This is a genomic window from Gluconobacter kanchanaburiensis NBRC 103587 (assembly GCF_007988905.1).
GTDB lineage: Bacteria > Pseudomonadota > Alphaproteobacteria > Acetobacterales > Acetobacteraceae > Gluconobacter > Gluconobacter kanchanaburiensis.
In genome coordinates, this window is record NZ_BJVA01000001.1 from 279315 (window position 1) to 296037 (window position 16723).

General features: G+C 59.0%; 15 protein-coding genes. 9 read left to right on the top strand and 6 right to left on the bottom strand.

Going from position 1 to position 16723, the window contains the following annotated elements; all coding sequences use genetic code 11:
- Nucleotides 1-5: 5 nt before the first annotated feature.
- On the bottom strand, nucleotides 6-1139 hold the full coding sequence (locus tag GKA01_RS01300; protein WP_146858421.1) for an acyltransferase family protein: 1134 nt from the start codon (nucleotides 1137-1139) through the stop codon (nucleotides 6-8).
- 122 nt (nucleotides 1140-1261) lie between these two features.
- Here GKA01_RS01300 and GKA01_RS01305 point away from each other — a divergent pair, with 122 nt between their 5' ends.
- From GKA01_RS01305 to GKA01_RS01315, 3 genes are all read left to right on the top strand, one after another.
- On the top strand, nucleotides 1262-3070 hold the full coding sequence (locus GKA01_RS01305) for a M3 family oligoendopeptidase (protein ID WP_146858423.1): 1809 nt from the start codon (nucleotides 1262-1264) through the stop codon (nucleotides 3068-3070).
- Nucleotides 3071-3078: 8 nt separating this feature from the next.
- A complete protein-coding gene (locus GKA01_RS01310) occupies nucleotides 3079-4440 on the top strand; it encodes an ABC1 kinase family protein (protein WP_146858425.1) in 1362 nt (453 codons plus the stop codon).
- Between the two features lie 195 nt (nucleotides 4441-4635).
- Nucleotides 4636-5199, top strand: a complete 564-nt coding sequence (locus GKA01_RS01315; protein WP_146858427.1) for a hypothetical protein — start codon at nucleotides 4636-4638, stop codon at nucleotides 5197-5199.
- Between the two features lie 97 nt (nucleotides 5200-5296).
- Here GKA01_RS01315 and GKA01_RS01320 read toward each other — a convergent pair whose 3' ends face one another.
- Nucleotides 5297-5710, bottom strand: coding sequence for a hypothetical protein (locus GKA01_RS01320; RefSeq protein WP_146858430.1), 414 nt, complete (start codon nucleotides 5708-5710; stop codon nucleotides 5297-5299).
- A gap of 167 nt (nucleotides 5711-5877) precedes the next feature.
- Between GKA01_RS01320 and uvrB the strand changes: the two genes are divergently transcribed.
- The 3 genes from uvrB (at nucleotide 5878) to gshB (ending at nucleotide 9668) form a co-directional block, all read left to right on the top strand.
- Nucleotides 5878-8091, top strand: coding sequence for an excinuclease ABC subunit UvrB (uvrB, locus tag GKA01_RS01325; RefSeq protein WP_146858625.1), 2214 nt, complete (start codon nucleotides 5878-5880; stop codon nucleotides 8089-8091).
- 1 nt (nucleotide 8092) lies between these two features.
- The gene (gene greB / locus GKA01_RS01330; RefSeq protein WP_146858432.1) at nucleotides 8093-8596 is read left to right on the top strand and encodes a transcription elongation factor GreB; all 504 of its coding nucleotides are present in this window, start codon (nucleotides 8093-8095) and stop codon (nucleotides 8594-8596) included.
- Between the two features lie 94 nt (nucleotides 8597-8690).
- Nucleotides 8691-9668, top strand: a complete 978-nt coding sequence (gene gshB, locus GKA01_RS01335) for a glutathione synthase (protein ID WP_146858434.1) — start codon at nucleotides 8691-8693, stop codon at nucleotides 9666-9668.
- Nucleotides 9669-9711: 43 nt separating this feature from the next.
- Here the strand turns inward: gshB and GKA01_RS01340 are convergent, their stop codons facing one another.
- Nucleotides 9712-9906 carry a hypothetical protein gene (locus GKA01_RS01340; protein WP_146858436.1) on the bottom strand — a complete coding sequence of 65 codons (195 nt, stop codon included), beginning with the start codon at nucleotides 9904-9906 and terminating at the stop codon, nucleotides 9712-9714.
- A 166-nt stretch (nucleotides 9907-10072) separates the two neighbouring features.
- Between GKA01_RS01340 and GKA01_RS01345 the strand changes: the two genes are divergently transcribed.
- From GKA01_RS01345 to GKA01_RS01355, 3 genes are all read left to right on the top strand, one after another.
- The gene (locus tag GKA01_RS01345; protein ID WP_146858438.1) at nucleotides 10073-10753 is read left to right on the top strand and encodes a class I SAM-dependent methyltransferase; all 681 of its coding nucleotides are present in this window, start codon (nucleotides 10073-10075) and stop codon (nucleotides 10751-10753) included.
- A gap of 86 nt (nucleotides 10754-10839) precedes the next feature.
- Nucleotides 10840-12030, top strand: a complete 1191-nt coding sequence (locus GKA01_RS01350) for a cbb3-type cytochrome c oxidase subunit I (protein WP_146858439.1) — start codon at nucleotides 10840-10842, stop codon at nucleotides 12028-12030.
- A complete protein-coding gene (locus tag GKA01_RS01355; RefSeq protein ID WP_146858441.1) occupies nucleotides 12027-12977 on the top strand; it encodes a heme o synthase in 951 nt (316 codons plus the stop codon). The genes GKA01_RS01350 and GKA01_RS01355 overlap by 4 nt, the downstream gene beginning before the upstream one ends.
- 182 nt (nucleotides 12978-13159) lie before the next feature.
- Here GKA01_RS01355 and GKA01_RS01360 read toward each other — a convergent pair whose 3' ends face one another.
- The 3 genes from GKA01_RS01360 to GKA01_RS01370 are packed head-to-tail and all read right to left on the bottom strand — an operon-like array spanning nucleotide 13160 to nucleotide 16706.
- Nucleotides 13160-14113 carry a Tim44 domain-containing protein gene (locus GKA01_RS01360; RefSeq protein WP_146858443.1) on the bottom strand — a complete coding sequence of 318 codons (954 nt, stop codon included), beginning with the start codon at nucleotides 14111-14113 and terminating at the stop codon, nucleotides 13160-13162.
- On the bottom strand, nucleotides 14113-15444 hold the full coding sequence (locus GKA01_RS01365; RefSeq protein ID WP_146858445.1) for a TldD/PmbA family protein: 1332 nt from the start codon (nucleotides 15442-15444) through the stop codon (nucleotides 14113-14115). Before GKA01_RS01365 ends, GKA01_RS01360 begins: the two co-directional genes overlap by 1 nt.
- Complete coding sequence (locus GKA01_RS01370) at nucleotides 15441-16706, bottom strand: M16 family metallopeptidase (RefSeq protein ID WP_146858447.1); 1266 nt, start codon at nucleotides 16704-16706, stop codon at nucleotides 15441-15443. Before GKA01_RS01370 ends, GKA01_RS01365 begins: the two co-directional genes overlap by 4 nt.
- Nucleotides 16707-16723: the final 17 nt, after the last annotated feature.

Below are 16723 nucleotides of genomic sequence, written 5' to 3' on the forward strand. Positions count from 1 at the left end.
GAGCGTTACCCCTGCCTGGGACGGAGTTTCAGGCAGGGGCGTTCCACGAGGTGCCATGACAGGATCGCGCCGCCGATGGTGGTGAGGATCGTGAAGATCACGGCCTGTCTGCGGCCGAGGCCGTAGCGGGTCTGAAGGTCGCCAGCCATCATCACGAGCGGAAGATGGCACAGATAGAGCCCATAGCTGTGGGTGCTGATGCTGCGGACTGCCGGACCGATCAGGGGCGGCTGGGTTCGCAGGCGCATCATGGCGGGCATGCAGAGTGCGTAGCCGAAGCCCACGACATCGAAAATCGCTATGGCCTGAAAATGGTCTGTCCAGAGCGGGACCGGCAACAGGTCTGCCAGCCATGCCATCAGGACGATCCCTGTACCGACGAGGGCTAATGGGATGTGCAGGCGGGAGACGAATTTCTCGTATCGGGTGAGGCATGCAGCGGTAATGCCCCATGCAATCGAATCAAAGCGGCAGGGGACGATTTTGCTGGTGACCTCGTCCCAGTTGACGTCCGTGGGGAGCGACAGGCGCCAGCAGAGCGGGACGATGAAGAAGGCCGCAAGCGTGCTTCCAAAGGCCAGGGCCGGTTTGACGCGGCAGGCGAGAAGGGTGAGCAGCAGGGCGGGGAAAATGATGTAGAACCATTCCTCCACGCAGAGCGACCATGTAACGCCATACCAGTTCGAGACCATGGGCCAGCCGAGGTTTTGCGTCAGGGTCAGGAACCAGGGCAGGGCGTGGCGGGCTTCGTTCCAGACCACGCCGTAGGGACCGAAATAAGCGAGTGGGATGAGCAGGAAGAACAGCCACGCATAATAGGCGGGCAGGGTGCGCATCCATCGGCGGGCCAGGAAAATGCCCCAGCCTTTCATGGAGGTTCCGCGTTCCAGCAGGTCCAGCATGATCGTGCCGATCAGGAAGCCGCTGAGGACGAAGAACAGCATCACGCCGTAAAAGCCCAGCACCGCGAGATGAAACGGGAGTGTGCGGTGCCACCAGTCCAGAAACAGACTGCCGTCGTGGCAGATCAGGACCTCGAGAATGGCGACCGAGCGCACCAGGTCGGGGCCTGCGATTCGTTCGCGCAGGTTTTCAAAGGAGGTCAGGGGGGCAGATGCCTTGGGGGGGTATTTCTGCATGACGTGGCGGAAGATCCGAGGTTGCGGCTGTGGCGCTGTTGGGCGGCGGTTTTACACTACGGATTTGTCATCAACATCCCGTTTGACTGGGGGGATTGTGGCTTTAAGGTCAGGATATGACCATGCTTTTTTCTGCCGCTGACGGCACGCCCAATTCACTCTCCGGGGAGCAGACACCGCCCCGCTGGGATCTTTCCGATCTCTATGCTTCGCCGGAAGATCCTGTTCTGGGTGCGGATTTTGATCGCTGGGCGGGAGAGGCGCGCCGTTTCTGCGGGACGTATAAAGGGCATCTGGATAGCCTGAATGGTGCCGGGCTCGCGGCGGCCTTTGCCGAATATGAGGCGATTGAAGAAGGTCTCGGGAAGATCGGGTCGTTTTCCAGTCTCGGTTTTGCCGCGCATACCACTGATCCGGTCTGGGGGCGGTTTGCACAGGGTGTGCAGGAGCGGATGACGGAGGTGGCCTCCGATCTGATGTTCTTCACGCTGGAGCTGAACCGCATTCCCGACGAGACGCTGGCGCTGATCTGTGAGGCGCCGGAGATGCGTAAATGGGATGCGTATCTGCGGGATCTGCGGATGTACCGGCCGTATCAGCTTTCCGATGAGGTCGAGCAGGTGCTGATGGATAAGTCGGTAACGGGGCGTAATGCCTGGAACCGGCTGTTTGATGAGACCATGGCGACGTTGAGTGTCACGATTGACGGCGAGGAAAAGCCGCTGGGCGAGGCGTTCAATCTGCTGACGAATGCGGATCGTACGAAGCGCGAGGCTGCGGCGCAGCAGATCAGTGCGGTGCTGGGCGAAAATTCGCGCCTGCTGACGATGATTACCAACACGCTCGCCAAGGACAAGGCGATCGGGGACAAGCTGCGGGGTTATCCGCGCCCGACGAGTTCGCGCAATCTGGCGAATATGGTCGAGGACAAGGTTGTTGATGCGCTTGTGGGCGCGGTAGACGAGGCTTATCCTCGGTTGGCGCACCGGTATTATGCACTCAAGGCGAAGTGGCTCGGGCTTGAGACGCTGGAGCACTGGGACCGCAATGCGCCGCTTCCGGGTGTGGACGTGCGCAAGATCGACTGGGAGCAGGGCAAGGAGATCGTGCGGAACGCCTATGCCGGGTTTGATCCTGCGCTGGGTGAGATCGTTCAGGAGTTCCTGACGCATCCGTGGATTGATGCGGCTCCGGTCGCGGGGAAGTCTTCGGGGGCTTTCTCCCATTCCTGTGTACCGTCGGTTCATCCGTATATTCTGATGAACTATCGCGGGCAGCCGCGTGACGTCATGACGCTGGCGCATGAGCTGGGGCATGGCGTGCATCAGACACTCGCGGGGAAGGCGCAGGGCTATCTGAATGCGTCTACGCCGCTGACGCTGGCGGAGACGGCCTCGGTGTTTGGCGAGATGCTGACGTTCCAGTCGCTGCTGGACGCGGAGAGCGATCCGAAGCGTCGCCGTCACATGCTGGCGGCGAAGGTCGAGGATATGCTGAACACGGTTGTCCGGCAGATCGCGTTCTACCAGTTCGAAGTGAAAGTTCATGACGAGCGGGCGAAGGGTGAACTTTCGCCGGAGCGTCTGGGAGAAATCTGGCGTGAGGTTCAGGTGCGGAGTCTGGGGCCCGTGTTCCACTTCACACCGGATTATGATCTCTACTGGTCCTATATCCCGCATTTCGTGCATTCGCCGTTCTATGTGTATGCGTATGCTTTCGGGGATTGTCTGGTGAATGCGCTTTATGGCGTTTATCAGGAAAAACCTGAGGATTTTGCAGCGAAATACCGCACCATGCTCGAAGCGGGCGGGACGCTGCGGCACAAGGAACTGCTTGCGCCGTTCGGACTTGATGCGACAGATCCGGGTTTCTGGCGTAAAGGACTTGATGTGATCTCGGGGCTGATCGATCAGCTCGAGCAGGAGGACTGAGGAGCATCATGGCGAGGGATCTCGACAACACCGGCCTTATGGGGGAGCTGCGTCGTATGGCGCGGACCTCCGGCGCGGTTGGCGGTATTGCGGCACGGATGGCGGGTAATCGTCTGGGCTTCAAGACGGACAAGGGCGTTCATGCAGAGGGCTTGAAGTCGGCGTTGGGAAACCTCAAGGGGCCACTGATGAAGGCGGCTCAGCTTCTCTCCACTATTCCCGGTGCGTTGCCGGATGAGTATGCCGAAGAGCTGGCGCATCTGCAGTCCAATGCACCGCCGATGGGTTGGAGCTTCGTGCGCCGTCGCATGCAGGCCGAGCTTGGCGCTGGTTGGGAAAAGCATTTCCGTTCTTTTAGCCATGAGGCCGTGGCGGCGGCGTCGCTTGGGCAGGTGCACCGGGCGCGTCTGGTCGATGGGCGGGAAGTGGCGTGCAAGTTGCAGTACCCGGACATGCAGGCCGCTGTAGATTCGGATCTACGGCAGTTCCGGGCGGCTTTGGGTATTTACAAGCAGTTCGAGACGACGATCCGTCAGGATGAGGTTTACACCGAACTTGCGGACCGACTGCGCGAAGAGCTGGATTATCGGCGTGAAGCGAGCCATCTGCGGCTTTATCGGGACATGCTTTCCGAAACGCCCGAAGTCACGGTTCCGGCGCCGGTTGAAGAACTGTCCACCGGGCGGCTGCTGACGATGGGTTGGGTGAGCGGGCGCAGCATGCGGACGGTTCTGGGAGAGAATCTGCCGCTTGAGGATCGCAATGCGATGGCGACCGCGCTGTTCAAGGCCTGGTACACGCCGGTTTATCGTTATGGTGTCATTCACGGCGATCCGCATATGGGTAATTTTACCGTGCGGGACGATTATGGCCTGAATCTGCTGGATTTCGGAGCTGTTCGGATTTTCTCGCCGCGCTTTGTGGAGGGGATCATTGATCTGTTCAAGGCGCTGCGGGAGAATAACGAGGAACTGGCGTTCCACGCTTACAGTAAGTGGGGATTTGTCGGGATTTCGCGTGAAACGGCGAATGTCTTGAATGAATGGGCGCGGTTCTTCTACCGGCCGCTGATGACGGACCGCGTGTGTTCCATGCAGGAAAGTAATGATCCGGCGGAGGCACGTCAGGTTCTTGAGAAGGTCTATGACGGGCTCAAGCGAACGGGGGGGGTGAGGCTGCCACGTGAGTTTGTGCTGATGGATCGTTCGGCGATCGGGCTGGGGAGCGCGTTCCTGCGTCTGGAGGCGCGTCTGAACTGGCACAACATGTTTGAAGAACTGATCGAGGGCTTCGATGTGAATGTGCTTGCTGCGCGTCAGAAGGAGGCTTTGGAGAAGGCAAAGGTGCCACCGGCGCTGTCTACGCTCTGAGGGGTTTTGGGTCATGAAAGAAGGGCGCTTCCTTTGCGGGAAGCGTCCTTTTTTTTGATGTAAGGCAGGTCTTCTAGGGGAAGTCTTCAGAAGTATTTCCATTGGTGTATGAATTCTGGAGTAGTATCCTGATCTTCATACGTGCGAGTCTTTTTTATTTTTTTTGATTTCAGGTGTGGAAATGGAGATAAGAGTATGTCGGGTGATGAGAATAATGATTTCTATAAAAATCTGTTAATTGGTCGGATTGGCGAGCAGATTCTGGAAAGCATATTTGCCGAGGCTGGTGCTCCGCTTGCTCGATTTGGGATCGAAGCGAATTTCCCAACATTACAATATGGTCTTCAAAGGAAGATGACTGGCTGTGAGGAAAAGGGAACGAATTTATTTTTACGAAGGATGCCAGATTATGCGTTTGATAGTAAAGGTGCGCCTCTCCTCATTGAAGTGAAAACTTCTGCCTCAAGGCAGTACAAAACCCTCAGTGTAGAAGACTACAAAGCATATGAAGCCTGGGGTTCATTAATATTCATTATTTATTTGGGCGAGGATGCCCCCGGGATTTATGTCGTCCGTGATTGGGGAAAAAATCATGGAGGCGGTTATTATGCTGCTGCCCAGAGCGAAAAATATGGGCAATCCCAATCAGTTGCGATCTATGAAGATGATCGGTTCAAGGACCTGATTACCAAGGATCTTGTCGACAGGCACATTGGTTATTTCTGGGAAATCGTTACGACCCTTAATAACGATTCCTAGAATTTATGAGGCCGGAAGTTCTGAAAAATAACCACTATCGGTATGTGCGGGCCTGACCCTGCCCAAAGAGTGTTTTCTTGGGGCAGTGAAAGGGCATTCAGAAGATTTCCTTGATGAGGTCGTTGCCGATGCTGAAACCGGCACCGGCTTCTACAGACCGGGCGAAGCCGGAATTCAGGATGTTTGAGATGAAGCTGTTATCCGGCACCGGCTGTACGGCCTGAACAGGAGCCTGCGGGTTGGGAGCGGCATAGACTGACTGTGCGCCATAATCGGGTTGGGCGTTGGACAGGGCAGCGTGGAGTTGCTGAAGCAGGTTCGTGACCTGCTGCTGTTCGGCCTGGAAGGCGAGGGCGAGTTCGCGCAGGTCGAGGGACCATTCGCGGGCCTGCATGTCGCCGGTCTGGGCAGCGGCCTGCATTTTGGAGCCGAGAGCCTGAAGCGCCTGTGCGGATTGCTGGGCCTGCTGCTGGAGCTGGTTGTAGGTCTGTTCGATCGTCTGGACGTCCATGACGGTTTTTCCTTCAAAGAGACATGGGCGTTGATACCGCCGGGTCGCGAGTCTCTCCATACCTTTCAGAAATAAAATGTCATAAAGATACGCAGGCGGAATGCTGGCAGCCAGAGTCTCTCAGCGTGCCTCTTGCCCTGCGTGCTGCTGTTTCCCATCTTGCCATGATGGCCACAAAACCGACTTCTTCCGTTCGCAACGCTGCCTCCATGCCGCTGACGCAGTTTCTTCCCGAGAGGCAGCCCGTCAAACCCAAGACGCGCAGGCTCGTCGTCAAGTCGGATTACGAGCCCGCGGGCGATCAGCCGACGGCGATTGCGGAGCTTGTGCAGGGCGTTGAGGGCGGTGAGCGGGACCAGGTCCTGCTGGGTGTCACGGGATCTGGTAAGACGTTCAGCATGGCGAAAGTCATTGAGGCGACGCAGAAGCCGACGCTGATTCTGGCGCCGAACAAGACACTTGCGGCGCAGCTTTACGGGGAGATGAAGCAGTTCTTCCCGGATAATGCGGTCGAGTATTTTGTGTCTTACTACGATTACTACCAGCCGGAGGCGTATGTGCCGCGGTCGGACACGTATATCGAGAAGGACAGCCAGATCAACGAGCAGATCGACCGGATGCGCCATGCCGCCACGCAGGCTCTGCTGGAGCGTAATGACGTTATTATCGTGGCGTCCGTCTCCTGTATTTACGGCATTGGCTCGGTCGAGACGTATTCGAAGATGGTGGTGCGGCTTGAGGTTGGCGGGTCCATTGACCGAGAGCGGCTGATCAAAGCGCTGGTGGAGTTGCAGTACCGACGCAATGACGCGGCGTTCGAGCGCGGGACGTTCCGGGTGCGGGGCGAGCAGATCGATATTTTCCCGGTGCAGAACGAGGACCGGGCCTGGCGCGTGTCGCTGTTTGGAGACGAGATCGATCAGATTGTCGAGTTCGATCCGCTAACGGGGAACAAGACGGCGGATCTGGCGGAAATCAGCGTTTATGCGAACTCGCATTACGTGACGCCGCGGCCGACGCTCAATCAGGCGATGATCGGGATCAAGAACGAGCTTCGGCAGCGTTTGGCGCAGTTTACCGAAGACGGAAAACTGTTGGAGGCGGAGCGTCTGTCGCAGCGGACCGCTTTCGATCTGGAAATGATCGAGACGACCGGGGCGTGCAAGGGGATCGAGAACTACTCGCGCTATCTGTCGGGGCGTGGGCCAGGGGATCCGCCGCCGACATTGTTTGAATACCTACCGGAAGATGCACTGCTGATCGTGGATGAAAGTCACGTCACGGTACCGCAGATTGGTGGCATGGAGCGTGGGGACAGGGCGCGGAAAAGCGTGCTGTCGGATTATGGGTTCCGCCTGCCGTCCTGCATCGATAACCGTCCTTTGGCCTTCGGGGAGTGGAATGCGTTTCGGCCACAGTCGATTTTCGTGTCGGCGACGCCGGGGCCGTGGGAAATGGAGCAGACAGGCGGTGTGTTTGCCGAGCAGATCATCCGTCCGACGGGGCTGATTGATCCGGTGACGGATGTACGGCCTGTCGAAGGTCAGGTCGATGATCTGCTGCATGAATGTCGGGATGCGATCAGCAAGGGTGGTCGCGTACTGGTGACGACGCTGACCAAGCGGATGGCCGAGGATCTGACGGACTATCTGGGTGAGGCGGGCGTCAAGGTTCGGTATCTGCATTCGGATGTGGATACGCTGGAGCGGATTGAGATCATTCGTGATCTGCGGCTCGGGGCGTTTGACGTGTTGGTGGGGATTAACCTGCTGCGTGAGGGGCTGGATATTCCGGAATGTTCGGTCGTAGCCATTCTCGATGCGGATAAGGAAGGGTTCCTGCGGTCCAAGACGTCGCTGATCCAGACGATCGGGCGTGCGGCGCGCAATGTCGATGGGCGTGTGCTGCTTTATGCGGACAAGATGACGGACAGTCTGAAATACGCGATCGAGGAGACGGCGCGGCGTCGGGCCAAGCAGACGGAATGGAATGAGGCGCACGGGATTACGCCGATGACGGTGCGTTCGAAGATTGGCGATGCGCTGTCGTCGGTGTTCGAGCAGGACTATGTCACCGTCGCGCCGGATGGGGCCGGGGATACGGAGCAGTTTGTTGGCAAGTCGCTGCCGGCGACGATTCAGGATCTGGAAAAGCGAATGCGGGAGGCTGCGGCCAATCTGGACTTCGAGCAGGCCGCCCGGTTGCGTGACGAGGTCAAGCGTCTGGAAGCGATCGATATGGGGCTGGAGCCGCCGCCGATTGCCAACTCGACCGCTGGAAGACCCGGTGCGCGTAAGGCTCCGAAGACGCCTGTGCCTTTGGGGCCGGGTGGGGGCGGGTATGATCCTGCCAAGAAGAAACGCGGTCGGGGAGGCCGCTGATATGGCTGAAAAGACGCCGCTTTCGCATTATCTGTCGCCGAAAGGTGCGGCGGTGATGCGCGCTGAACTGAAGGAACTGGCGCAGAAGGAACGGCCACGTATTGTGGAGATCGTGTCCTGGGCGGCCAGCAATGGGGATCGTTCGGAGAACGCCGACTATCAGTACGGTAAGCGCAGGCTACGGGAAATCGACCGGCGGATGCGGTTTCTGGGCAAGCGTCTGGAAAATGCGGTGATTGTCGATCCCGCAGGGCAGACCACGCGGGACCGTGTGTTTTTCGGTGCGACCGTGACCTATGTGGACGAAGATGACGTCGAGCACACGGTGACGATCCTCGGCGTGGACGAGTCCGATTTGGCGCGTGGCGAGGTCAGTCTGGTCTCGCCGGTGGCGCGGGCACTGATGCGGACGCGCGTCGGAGACGTTGCGATGTTGCAGACGCCGCGCGGACCGGTCGAGATCGAAATCCTGAAGATCTCCTATCCCGTGGCGGTAGCGGCCTGACGTTTGACGCGTGGCAGGGGCGTGGCTTTGAAAAAGTACGACCTGCGTTTACACAGACTGTTCCACTCCCATTTCCCCGGACCGGAGTTTCCTGATGTCCCGTTCTCTTCGCGTTGCTGTTCAGATGGATCCCTTGGAGTCCGTCAATATTGATGGTGACTCCACGTTTGCGATGATGCTTGAGGCGCAGGCGCGCGGCTATGAACTGTGGGTCTATCCGGTGACGACGCTGAGCCTTGTCGAAGGACAGGGACGTGGCGGGCGTGTTCAGGCGCGGGCGCGGCCGGTTGAAGTACGGCGCGAGCGTGGTAATCATGCGACATTCGGCGAAGAGCAGGTTCTGGATCTGGGGCAGACGGATGTGATCCTGATGCGTCAGGACCCGCCGTTCGACATGGGCTACATTACCGCGACGCACATACTCGAGCATATTCATGGCGTGGGTGAGGGGTGGTCGCTGGTGGTGAATGACCCGGTGGCTGTTCGGAATGCACCCGAAAAGCTGCTGGTGACGCATTTCCCGCATCTGATGCCGCCGACGCTCGTGACCTGGGATGCGCGCGAAATTCTGGCCTTCCGGGAAAAATATCACGATCTGATTGTCAAGCCACTGTTCGGCAATGGCGGGGCCGGAATTTTCCGGATCAAGCCGGATGATGAAAACCTGGGGGCGCTGCTGGAAATGCACTTCGCCCGCTCACGCGAGCCCCTCATGATCCAGCGTTATGAGCCAGCCGTCCGTCAGGGCGACAAGCGGATCATTCTGGTCGATGGAGAGGCGATTGGAGCGATCAATCGCGTCCCGGCCACCGGCGAGGCACGTTCGAACATGCATGTGGGCGGTCGGGCCATGAGTGTAGAACTGACGCCGCGGGATCGTGAAATCTGTGAAGCGATCGGGCCGTATCTGCGGGATCACGGACTGATTTTCACGGGGATCGATGTAATCGGCAACTGGTTGACGGAAATCAACGTGACGTCCCCCACAGGCTTGCAGGAACTGGATCGTTTCGACGGGATCAACAGCGCGGGGCTGATCTGGGACGCGATTGAAAGACGCGTCAGGGAATAAGTCGCGTCCTGATCCGTGCTTACGGGCGGGCGTTCCGCGCGGATCAGTTGTGCTTCTGGGTTTCTTTTGACGGAGGGGCGTAATTCAGCGGTTCAACCGTGTCGTCATCTGTTTGAGGAAGGGGCGTGTCTTTCTCGAAGCGGTTGACAAACCAGGCCCTGATTGGCTCACGGAAATAGAGACTGTAGAGCGCTGCCCAGATGACAAATGTGATGAAAGCAAGAAAATAGGTCGTCACGACTGTCCTCTCTGGTCTGCTTCGAGATGCGCCTTCGAAACGTCATGCGCACTGCGTGTCTTGCCAGATGCATGTCCGGGAGGGCAAGAAGGTGCCAATTGAACATGTTCCGGACAGCTTTGGCCCCCTTTGCGGGCAGAGCGGACAGAGAAGGTCTCATATCACCATGTCCTCAACCCTATCCCCGCGCTCGGCACTGGACGCGGAAGCCGTCAAGACGGCCTATCGTCGTTGGGCCCGCGTTTACGACACTGTTTTTGGCGGTATTTCGGGATACGGACGCAAGAGGGCAGTCGCCGCGGTCAATGCACTGCCGGGCGAGAGGGTTCTGGAAGTCGGGGTTGGAACGGGGCTTGCCCTGCCGTCTTATTCCCAGAGCAAGCGCATTACGGGAATCGATCTGTCTGAGGATATGCTTGAGCGTGCACGCATGCGCGTTCTGCAGGAGCATCTGACCAATGTCGATGATCTCCTTGAAATGGACGCAGAAGCGACGACTTTCGAGGACGACAGTTTCGATATTGCCGTTGCGATGTTTGTCGCCTCGGTCGTCCCGCATCCGGACCGCCTGCTGGCCGAGCTGAAACGGGTCGTAAAGCCCGGCGGCCATATTCTGTTCGTTAATCATTTTCTGGCCACTGGCGGATTGCGTCTGTCTGTCGAACGCGGCATGGCGAGAGCCTCCCGTTCCCTGGGCTGGCATCCCGATTTCGCCATTGAGTCGCTTCTCCCCCCCGAAGATCTGCGTCGCGCGACGCTGACACCGGTTCCACCCGCCGGACTGTTTACACTCGTGACATTGCCGCAATGCGAGAGTAAAAGCGACGCAGCAGCCCTGGTCGCCTGATCGGCGTTTGGTTCCGCACGTGTGTCGGCGCCGAGTATTCCGACGCTCGCTGCGGTATTCCTAAGTTAGGGACCGACTACGCGATCATGATTTATCCGGCCGTCGATACTGCTCCAGATACTGCCTCGCTCCGTTCCGGCCGCCGAGTCGGAACGTCTTTTATTCTGCTGGCATTATTCGCCGGACTTCTGGGCGGCTCTCTTGCTCTGCCGGTTCTTCAGCAGCACCCGACAAGTGGGCAGGCTTTTTGCCACGGAATTCTGATGACGTTCTTCGTCATGTGTCCTGCGGCGCTGGGTGGGTTTGGGCAATGGCTTCTTCCCTCAGCTCTTGGTGTGGATCGCACGATGTTGCGAGGCATGACCATGGCCGGTTTCGGATTTCTTTCCGCGGGTGTGGTGCTTCTCCCGGTACTGCCTTTTGTCGCTCTTCTACTCTGGTCCGTCGGAATTCTGGCCGTCGCAATTGATGTCATCACAACCTGCCTTGAAAGCCGGACGTGCCGCTTCCGGGACATGGCACCGCTTGTCTGGTCGCTGCTTGCGACGGCATGCAGTGTGGTTCTTGTGGCACCGGTGCTGGCAGCCGTCGTGACGCGCGGCATGATGGACGGCATAACCACTACCGCTTTGATCGAGACGCTCCATTTGCCTGAAATGGCCCTGATGCTGACACCGGCCCTCGGTCTGGTGACGTCCGCTCTGCTGCCGCGTTCCGATGCTTCGGGCGTGACCTCCGCGGTCTCACCCTATGTCTTCGGGATGATGGGCGTCGGTGGTCCTCTTCTGTGGATGGACGGCCTGTATGGGGCGCTTCCGGCAACGGTAGGGTCCAGTCTGTTGGTTGTTACACAGGTCGTTCCATCAATTGTTCTGATCGCTGCGCTGTGCCGGGATGTCTGGCGTCACAAACGCGACCTTGACGGTGCGGTGCTCTGGGCAAGCGGCAGTATCCTGCTGTTTGCGGCCGGTTGGCTTTCGGACTGGTTTCCGGCCCATTCCAGCGACCATTCCGCTGTCGCATTTGGCGGTATCATGGCGCTTTGCGGTGGGTTCTATGCTTGGGTCGAGATGCTGCTCCCCGGTCGTATTCCAGCGATGATGAACCGTCTCCATGCTGCTCTGATGCTGACCGGGGCGTTCTGCTCGATCGTGCCAGCTTTCATGGTTTATGGAGAAATCCTCATGGGTATTAGCCTGCTGGCTTTTGGTCTGCTGGGGTTGTTTCTGTTGAGGGAGAGCGGACGTACCCGAATTTCTATTCGGGTTTCCGCATGAGCGACATGACGACACCTCTGGCGCCTTCGGGGGTCTTTTCTGTTCCGGGCAAAGATGGTGATCCTTCGCTAAGAGAGTGGCTTGCACTTCTCAAGCCACGCGTTATTTCGCTGGTGGTGTTTACCGGGGCAGCAGGCATGGCAGTAGCGCCGCACTGGCCCTCCATCCCCATCGGCCTCATTACCATACTGTGCATCTGTATTGGTGCGGGGGCGGCTGGCGCGATCAATATGTGGTATGATCGCGATATTGATGCGATCATGAAACGTACAGTCGTCAGACCCATCCCGGACGGCCGGATGCCTGAGCAGGCCGCCTTGGTTTATGGCGTCGTTCTCTCGGTTCTTTCCGTCGTCGTACTGTGGCTAGCGACAAATGCGCTTGCGGCCGGGATCCTCGCGTTTTCGATTTTTTTCTACAGCGTTATTTACACGATGTGGCTCAAGCGCAGCACACCTCAGAACATCGTCATTGGTGGTGCTGCGGGCGCTTTCCCGCCGATGATTGGTTGGGCGGCCAGCATGAACTCCATGGCTGTGCTGCCGGTCGCTATGTTCGCCATCGTGTTTCTGTGGACGCCGCCACATTTCTGGTCGCTGTCGCTGTATGCATGTAAGGATTACGACAAGGCGGGAATCCCAATGCTGCCGGTCGTGAAGGGCGCGCGTCATACACGTTGGCAGATCCTGATCTACACGTTCATTCTGACGGCCGTATCTCTTGTTCCGAGTGTTGTTCATGAAGTCGGCCTGACGTACACGATTGTCACCAGCCTTCTGGATCTCGGCTTCATTCTCTGCGCCGTGCGAGTGCTCAACGATAAGCAGGATGCAGAAGGCGTCAGTCTGACCAAGGACAAGCCGGCGCGCTTCGCGTTCCGCTATTCGCTGGCCTATCTGTTTTTGCTGTTCTGCGGGCTTCTGGTTGATCGGGTGCTGCTGGCATGACCACCGACATGCATCTTGCCCGCAAGCGCCGGCTCAGCCGTATTACGGGGATTGTCGGCGGTGTCGTACTGCTGGCTGTGATTTTCTATGTGATTACGCTGCTGCGGCTTTAGGGGCTGGAGCAGGTTTCAATAAAAAAGCCCGGGAGCGAGCTCCCGGGCTTTTTTTTGTGCAGGGAAGGTCTATCCTGCCTGCTGGATGGCGGAGAGGATCCAGTTGCCGCGCCCATCTGCGCGAACGAAAGTCCAGAGTTCGGTCACGGTGACAGGCTCGGTTGAACTGCCATCGATTACGTTCCCCAGGGAATCCGTCGTCACGTCCGTCATGGAATAGTTCATCGCAACCGTTGCGTAGGTCAGAGTCCCCTCACGCCAGGCTTCGGAAAGATCACCGCGAAGAAAACGAACGTTTGAGACAATGTTGCGGGCGCCACGGCTGGCAAGATCGGAAAGCTGGGCGTTGAAATAACCCGTCATTTCCGGTGTTGCCATGCTGGAGAGTGCGCGCATGTTCTGGGCGCTCCACGCGGCCTGGATATCCAGAAGCAGCCTTTGGAAGCTCAGGTAATCGTCATTGTTCAGCGTGACAGGGGTGCTTCCCGATGCGCCACTAAAAGGCGTCGTGCCTCCTGTGGAAGACAGGCCAGTCGGAATGGTCTGACCCCGGTTGCCACCAAGTCTGCGCAAAAAGAAGGCGATCAGGCCGCCGATAATGAGAACCTGAAGCAGAAAGCCAAAAAACGACGTCCCGCCGCCCATGCCGCTCATAAAGCCGTGCCCGCTGAGGAGACCGAACAGCCCGGCCCCAAGAAACCCTCCTGCAAATCCGCTCAGGAAAGGATGGCGGACAGGATAGGATTGGCGGTACGCCGGAGCCCCAAATCCGGGCATCGGGCGCGGGGCCGCATAGCCGGGTGTGTTCCCGTAATTGGGCGACGGGCGTGGAGTGGCAGACTGGTCCATCGGGCGTGCCCAGCCGGGCGTGATGGAGGTGCGCGGCGGGGCGCTCCAGGTATGGGAGCCGCGGCTTCCGATGGAGCTGCCGCCGCCCGGGCGTGCATCCGCTGTTCCCAGTGCGCCGAGGCTGACAGCGCAGAGGAGGGCGAGGGTGGTCGTAGAAAGTCGGAATTTACGCATCAAAGTCCTGCAATGCTCATGCCATCTATCCGGATACTCGGCGCGTTAACGCTTTGCCGGAACATTAGATCACTGCCCGGAATCATGCGGGCAAACATGTCTTTGAGGTTCCCTGCCACAGTGAGTTCGGCGACGGGTTCGGCAATCTCTCCGTTGCGGATCATGAAGCCTGAAGCGCCTCGGCTGTAATCTCCCGTCAGCATATTGACGGATGAACCCATGAGCTCCGTGATCAGGATCCCTTCAGTAATATCGGAACGTAAGGCTTCCGAAGAAAGGGTTCCGGGCGCGAGATGAAGATTTGTCACACTTGGTGATGGCGGAGAGGCTACACCTCGGCTGGCCCGGCCATTCGTAGGCAGACCCAGCTGACGGCCACTGCGGGAGTCGAGCAGCCACGACTGAAGAACGCCGTCCTGGACCAGATCCATGGCGAGCGCGGCACAGCCTTCGCCGTCGAAAGGGCGGGAGGCCGCGCCACGGATGCGGCGCGGGTCGTCATGCACGGTCAGTCCGGCAGAAAGGATCCGTTGGCCGAGGCTATCCTTGAGGAATGAGGTGCCGCGTGCGATGGCCGCCCCATTAATCGCACCGACCAGATGGCCAAGAAGCGAGGCGGAAACACGCGGGTCATACACGATGCTGTAAGTGCCGGTGCGTGGACGTGCGGGATTGAGACGGGCCAGCGCACGCTCGGCAGCCTCACGGCCAATGATGCGTGCATCGTCCAGATCTTCCAGATGCACGGCGCTGCGATAGGCATAGTCGCGCTGCATCGTTGCCGCCTCTCCGGCGAGGACACTGGCGCTGGTGGAGTGTGAGGTGCGGCTGTAGGCGCCGAAAAAAGCTGCCGAGGTGCCGAGTGCGACCGATGTGCGGCCGTGTCCGGCAGAGGCGCCGTTGGTGTTGGTGATGCCCTCGAAAGACAGGGCGATATCCTCGGCTTCGCGGGCGCGGGCAAGGAGGTCGTCCATGCCCGGCGTGGCGCTGCATTCCAGATCCAGTCCGGCTGCATCGAAACGACCTTTCAGAGCGGTTTCGGCGAGGCCTGCGTAACGGTCTTCCGGAACCACCAGGGCCATAGCGCAGGCCTGTTCGGCCAGACGGTCAAACTCGGATTCGTTCAGCACGCTTGTCGAAACTGTTGCCGCCCGTTTGCCCCGGAAGACGCGCAGGCCGAGGGCAACGCTCTCGGACCGCTCGATGCCTTCAGGGACGCCTTTGCGGACCAGCGCGGACTCGGACTCGTCACGGACAAGAATGGCGTCCGCATGGTCCGCGCCATGACGGCGGGCTGCGGCGAGAAGGGCTTCGACAGGCGTGAGGGTCATGCGACGAGCCTTGCTGTGATGTCCTCCAGAGAGGGCATGTTGCTGACGGGGCCGATCGCGGTGAAGGTCGGCGTGCCGGAGAAAATGGTCCGGGCCACGCGGAGGATGTCGGCTTCCGTTACGGCATCGATTTTCGCGACGGTCTCGGAGGTCGGGACCGGGCGGTTATGAACCTGGATCTGACGCGCGAGCTGTTCACACCGGCTGCCGGTACTTTCCAGCGACATCAGGAGCGAGGATTTGAGCTGGGCGCGGGCGCGGGACAGCTCCTCGGCACTTAGCCCGTCCTGAAGACGTTTGAGTTCGTCGATCATGACGGGAACGAGTTCGGCGGTCTGATCTTCGCCCGTCCCCGCGTAGAGGCCGAACAGTCCACTGTCGCTGAAAGGGGAGGCGAAGGAATAGACGCTGTAGACCAGACCGCGGCGCTCGCGGATTTCCTGAAACAGGCGCGAGGACATGCCGCCGCCGAGCAGCGTCGAGAGAATCATGACCGCGTAATGGTCGGGGTGCAGATAGCTGACCGACGGAAAGCCCATGACCAGATGGGCCTGATCCAGGTCGCGCGTCGTGCGAAGTTCGCCGCCTTCATAGGCTGCTGCCCGGGGGCGGGGGGTCTGATGATCGGGGAGGTCGCGGAAATGTTCTTTCACCAGATCAACCACCTGCTGGTGGTGCAGGTTTCCGGCGGCGGCGATGGTGATGTTGTGGGTCGTGTAATGCTCGCGCATGTAGGACATGAGCGTGTCGCGCGTCATGGTCGAGACGAGTTCTTCCGAGCCCAGTGTGGGGCGGCCCATAGGCTGTTCGGGGAAGGCGCGTTCCTGGAACTGGTCGAAGATGATGTCGTCCGGGGTATCGTTAGCCTGACCGATTTCCTGAAGGATCACGCCACGTTCGCGCTCTATTTCGGCGTCCAGGAACGTGCTGTGGGTCAGGATGTCGCCAATGATGTCCACGCCGAGTGCCAGATCGTTCTTCAGCAGCTTGACGTAATAGGCCGTTGTTTCACGGGCAGTATAGGCGTTGATGTAGCCGCCCACATTTTCGATTTCCTCCGCGATTTGGGAGGCGGACCGTCTTGTGGTGCCTTTGAAGGCCATGTGTTCGAGAAAATGGGAGACGCCGTTATTCGCGGCGGTCTCGTCGCGCGTACCAATGGAGACATAGGCTCCAAAGGAAACGGTTTCGACGCGGTCCATCCGTTCGGTGATGATGGTCAGGCCGTTATCGAGTCTGGTGACTTCAATCGTATCGGGCATGAGATTCCGTAATGTCG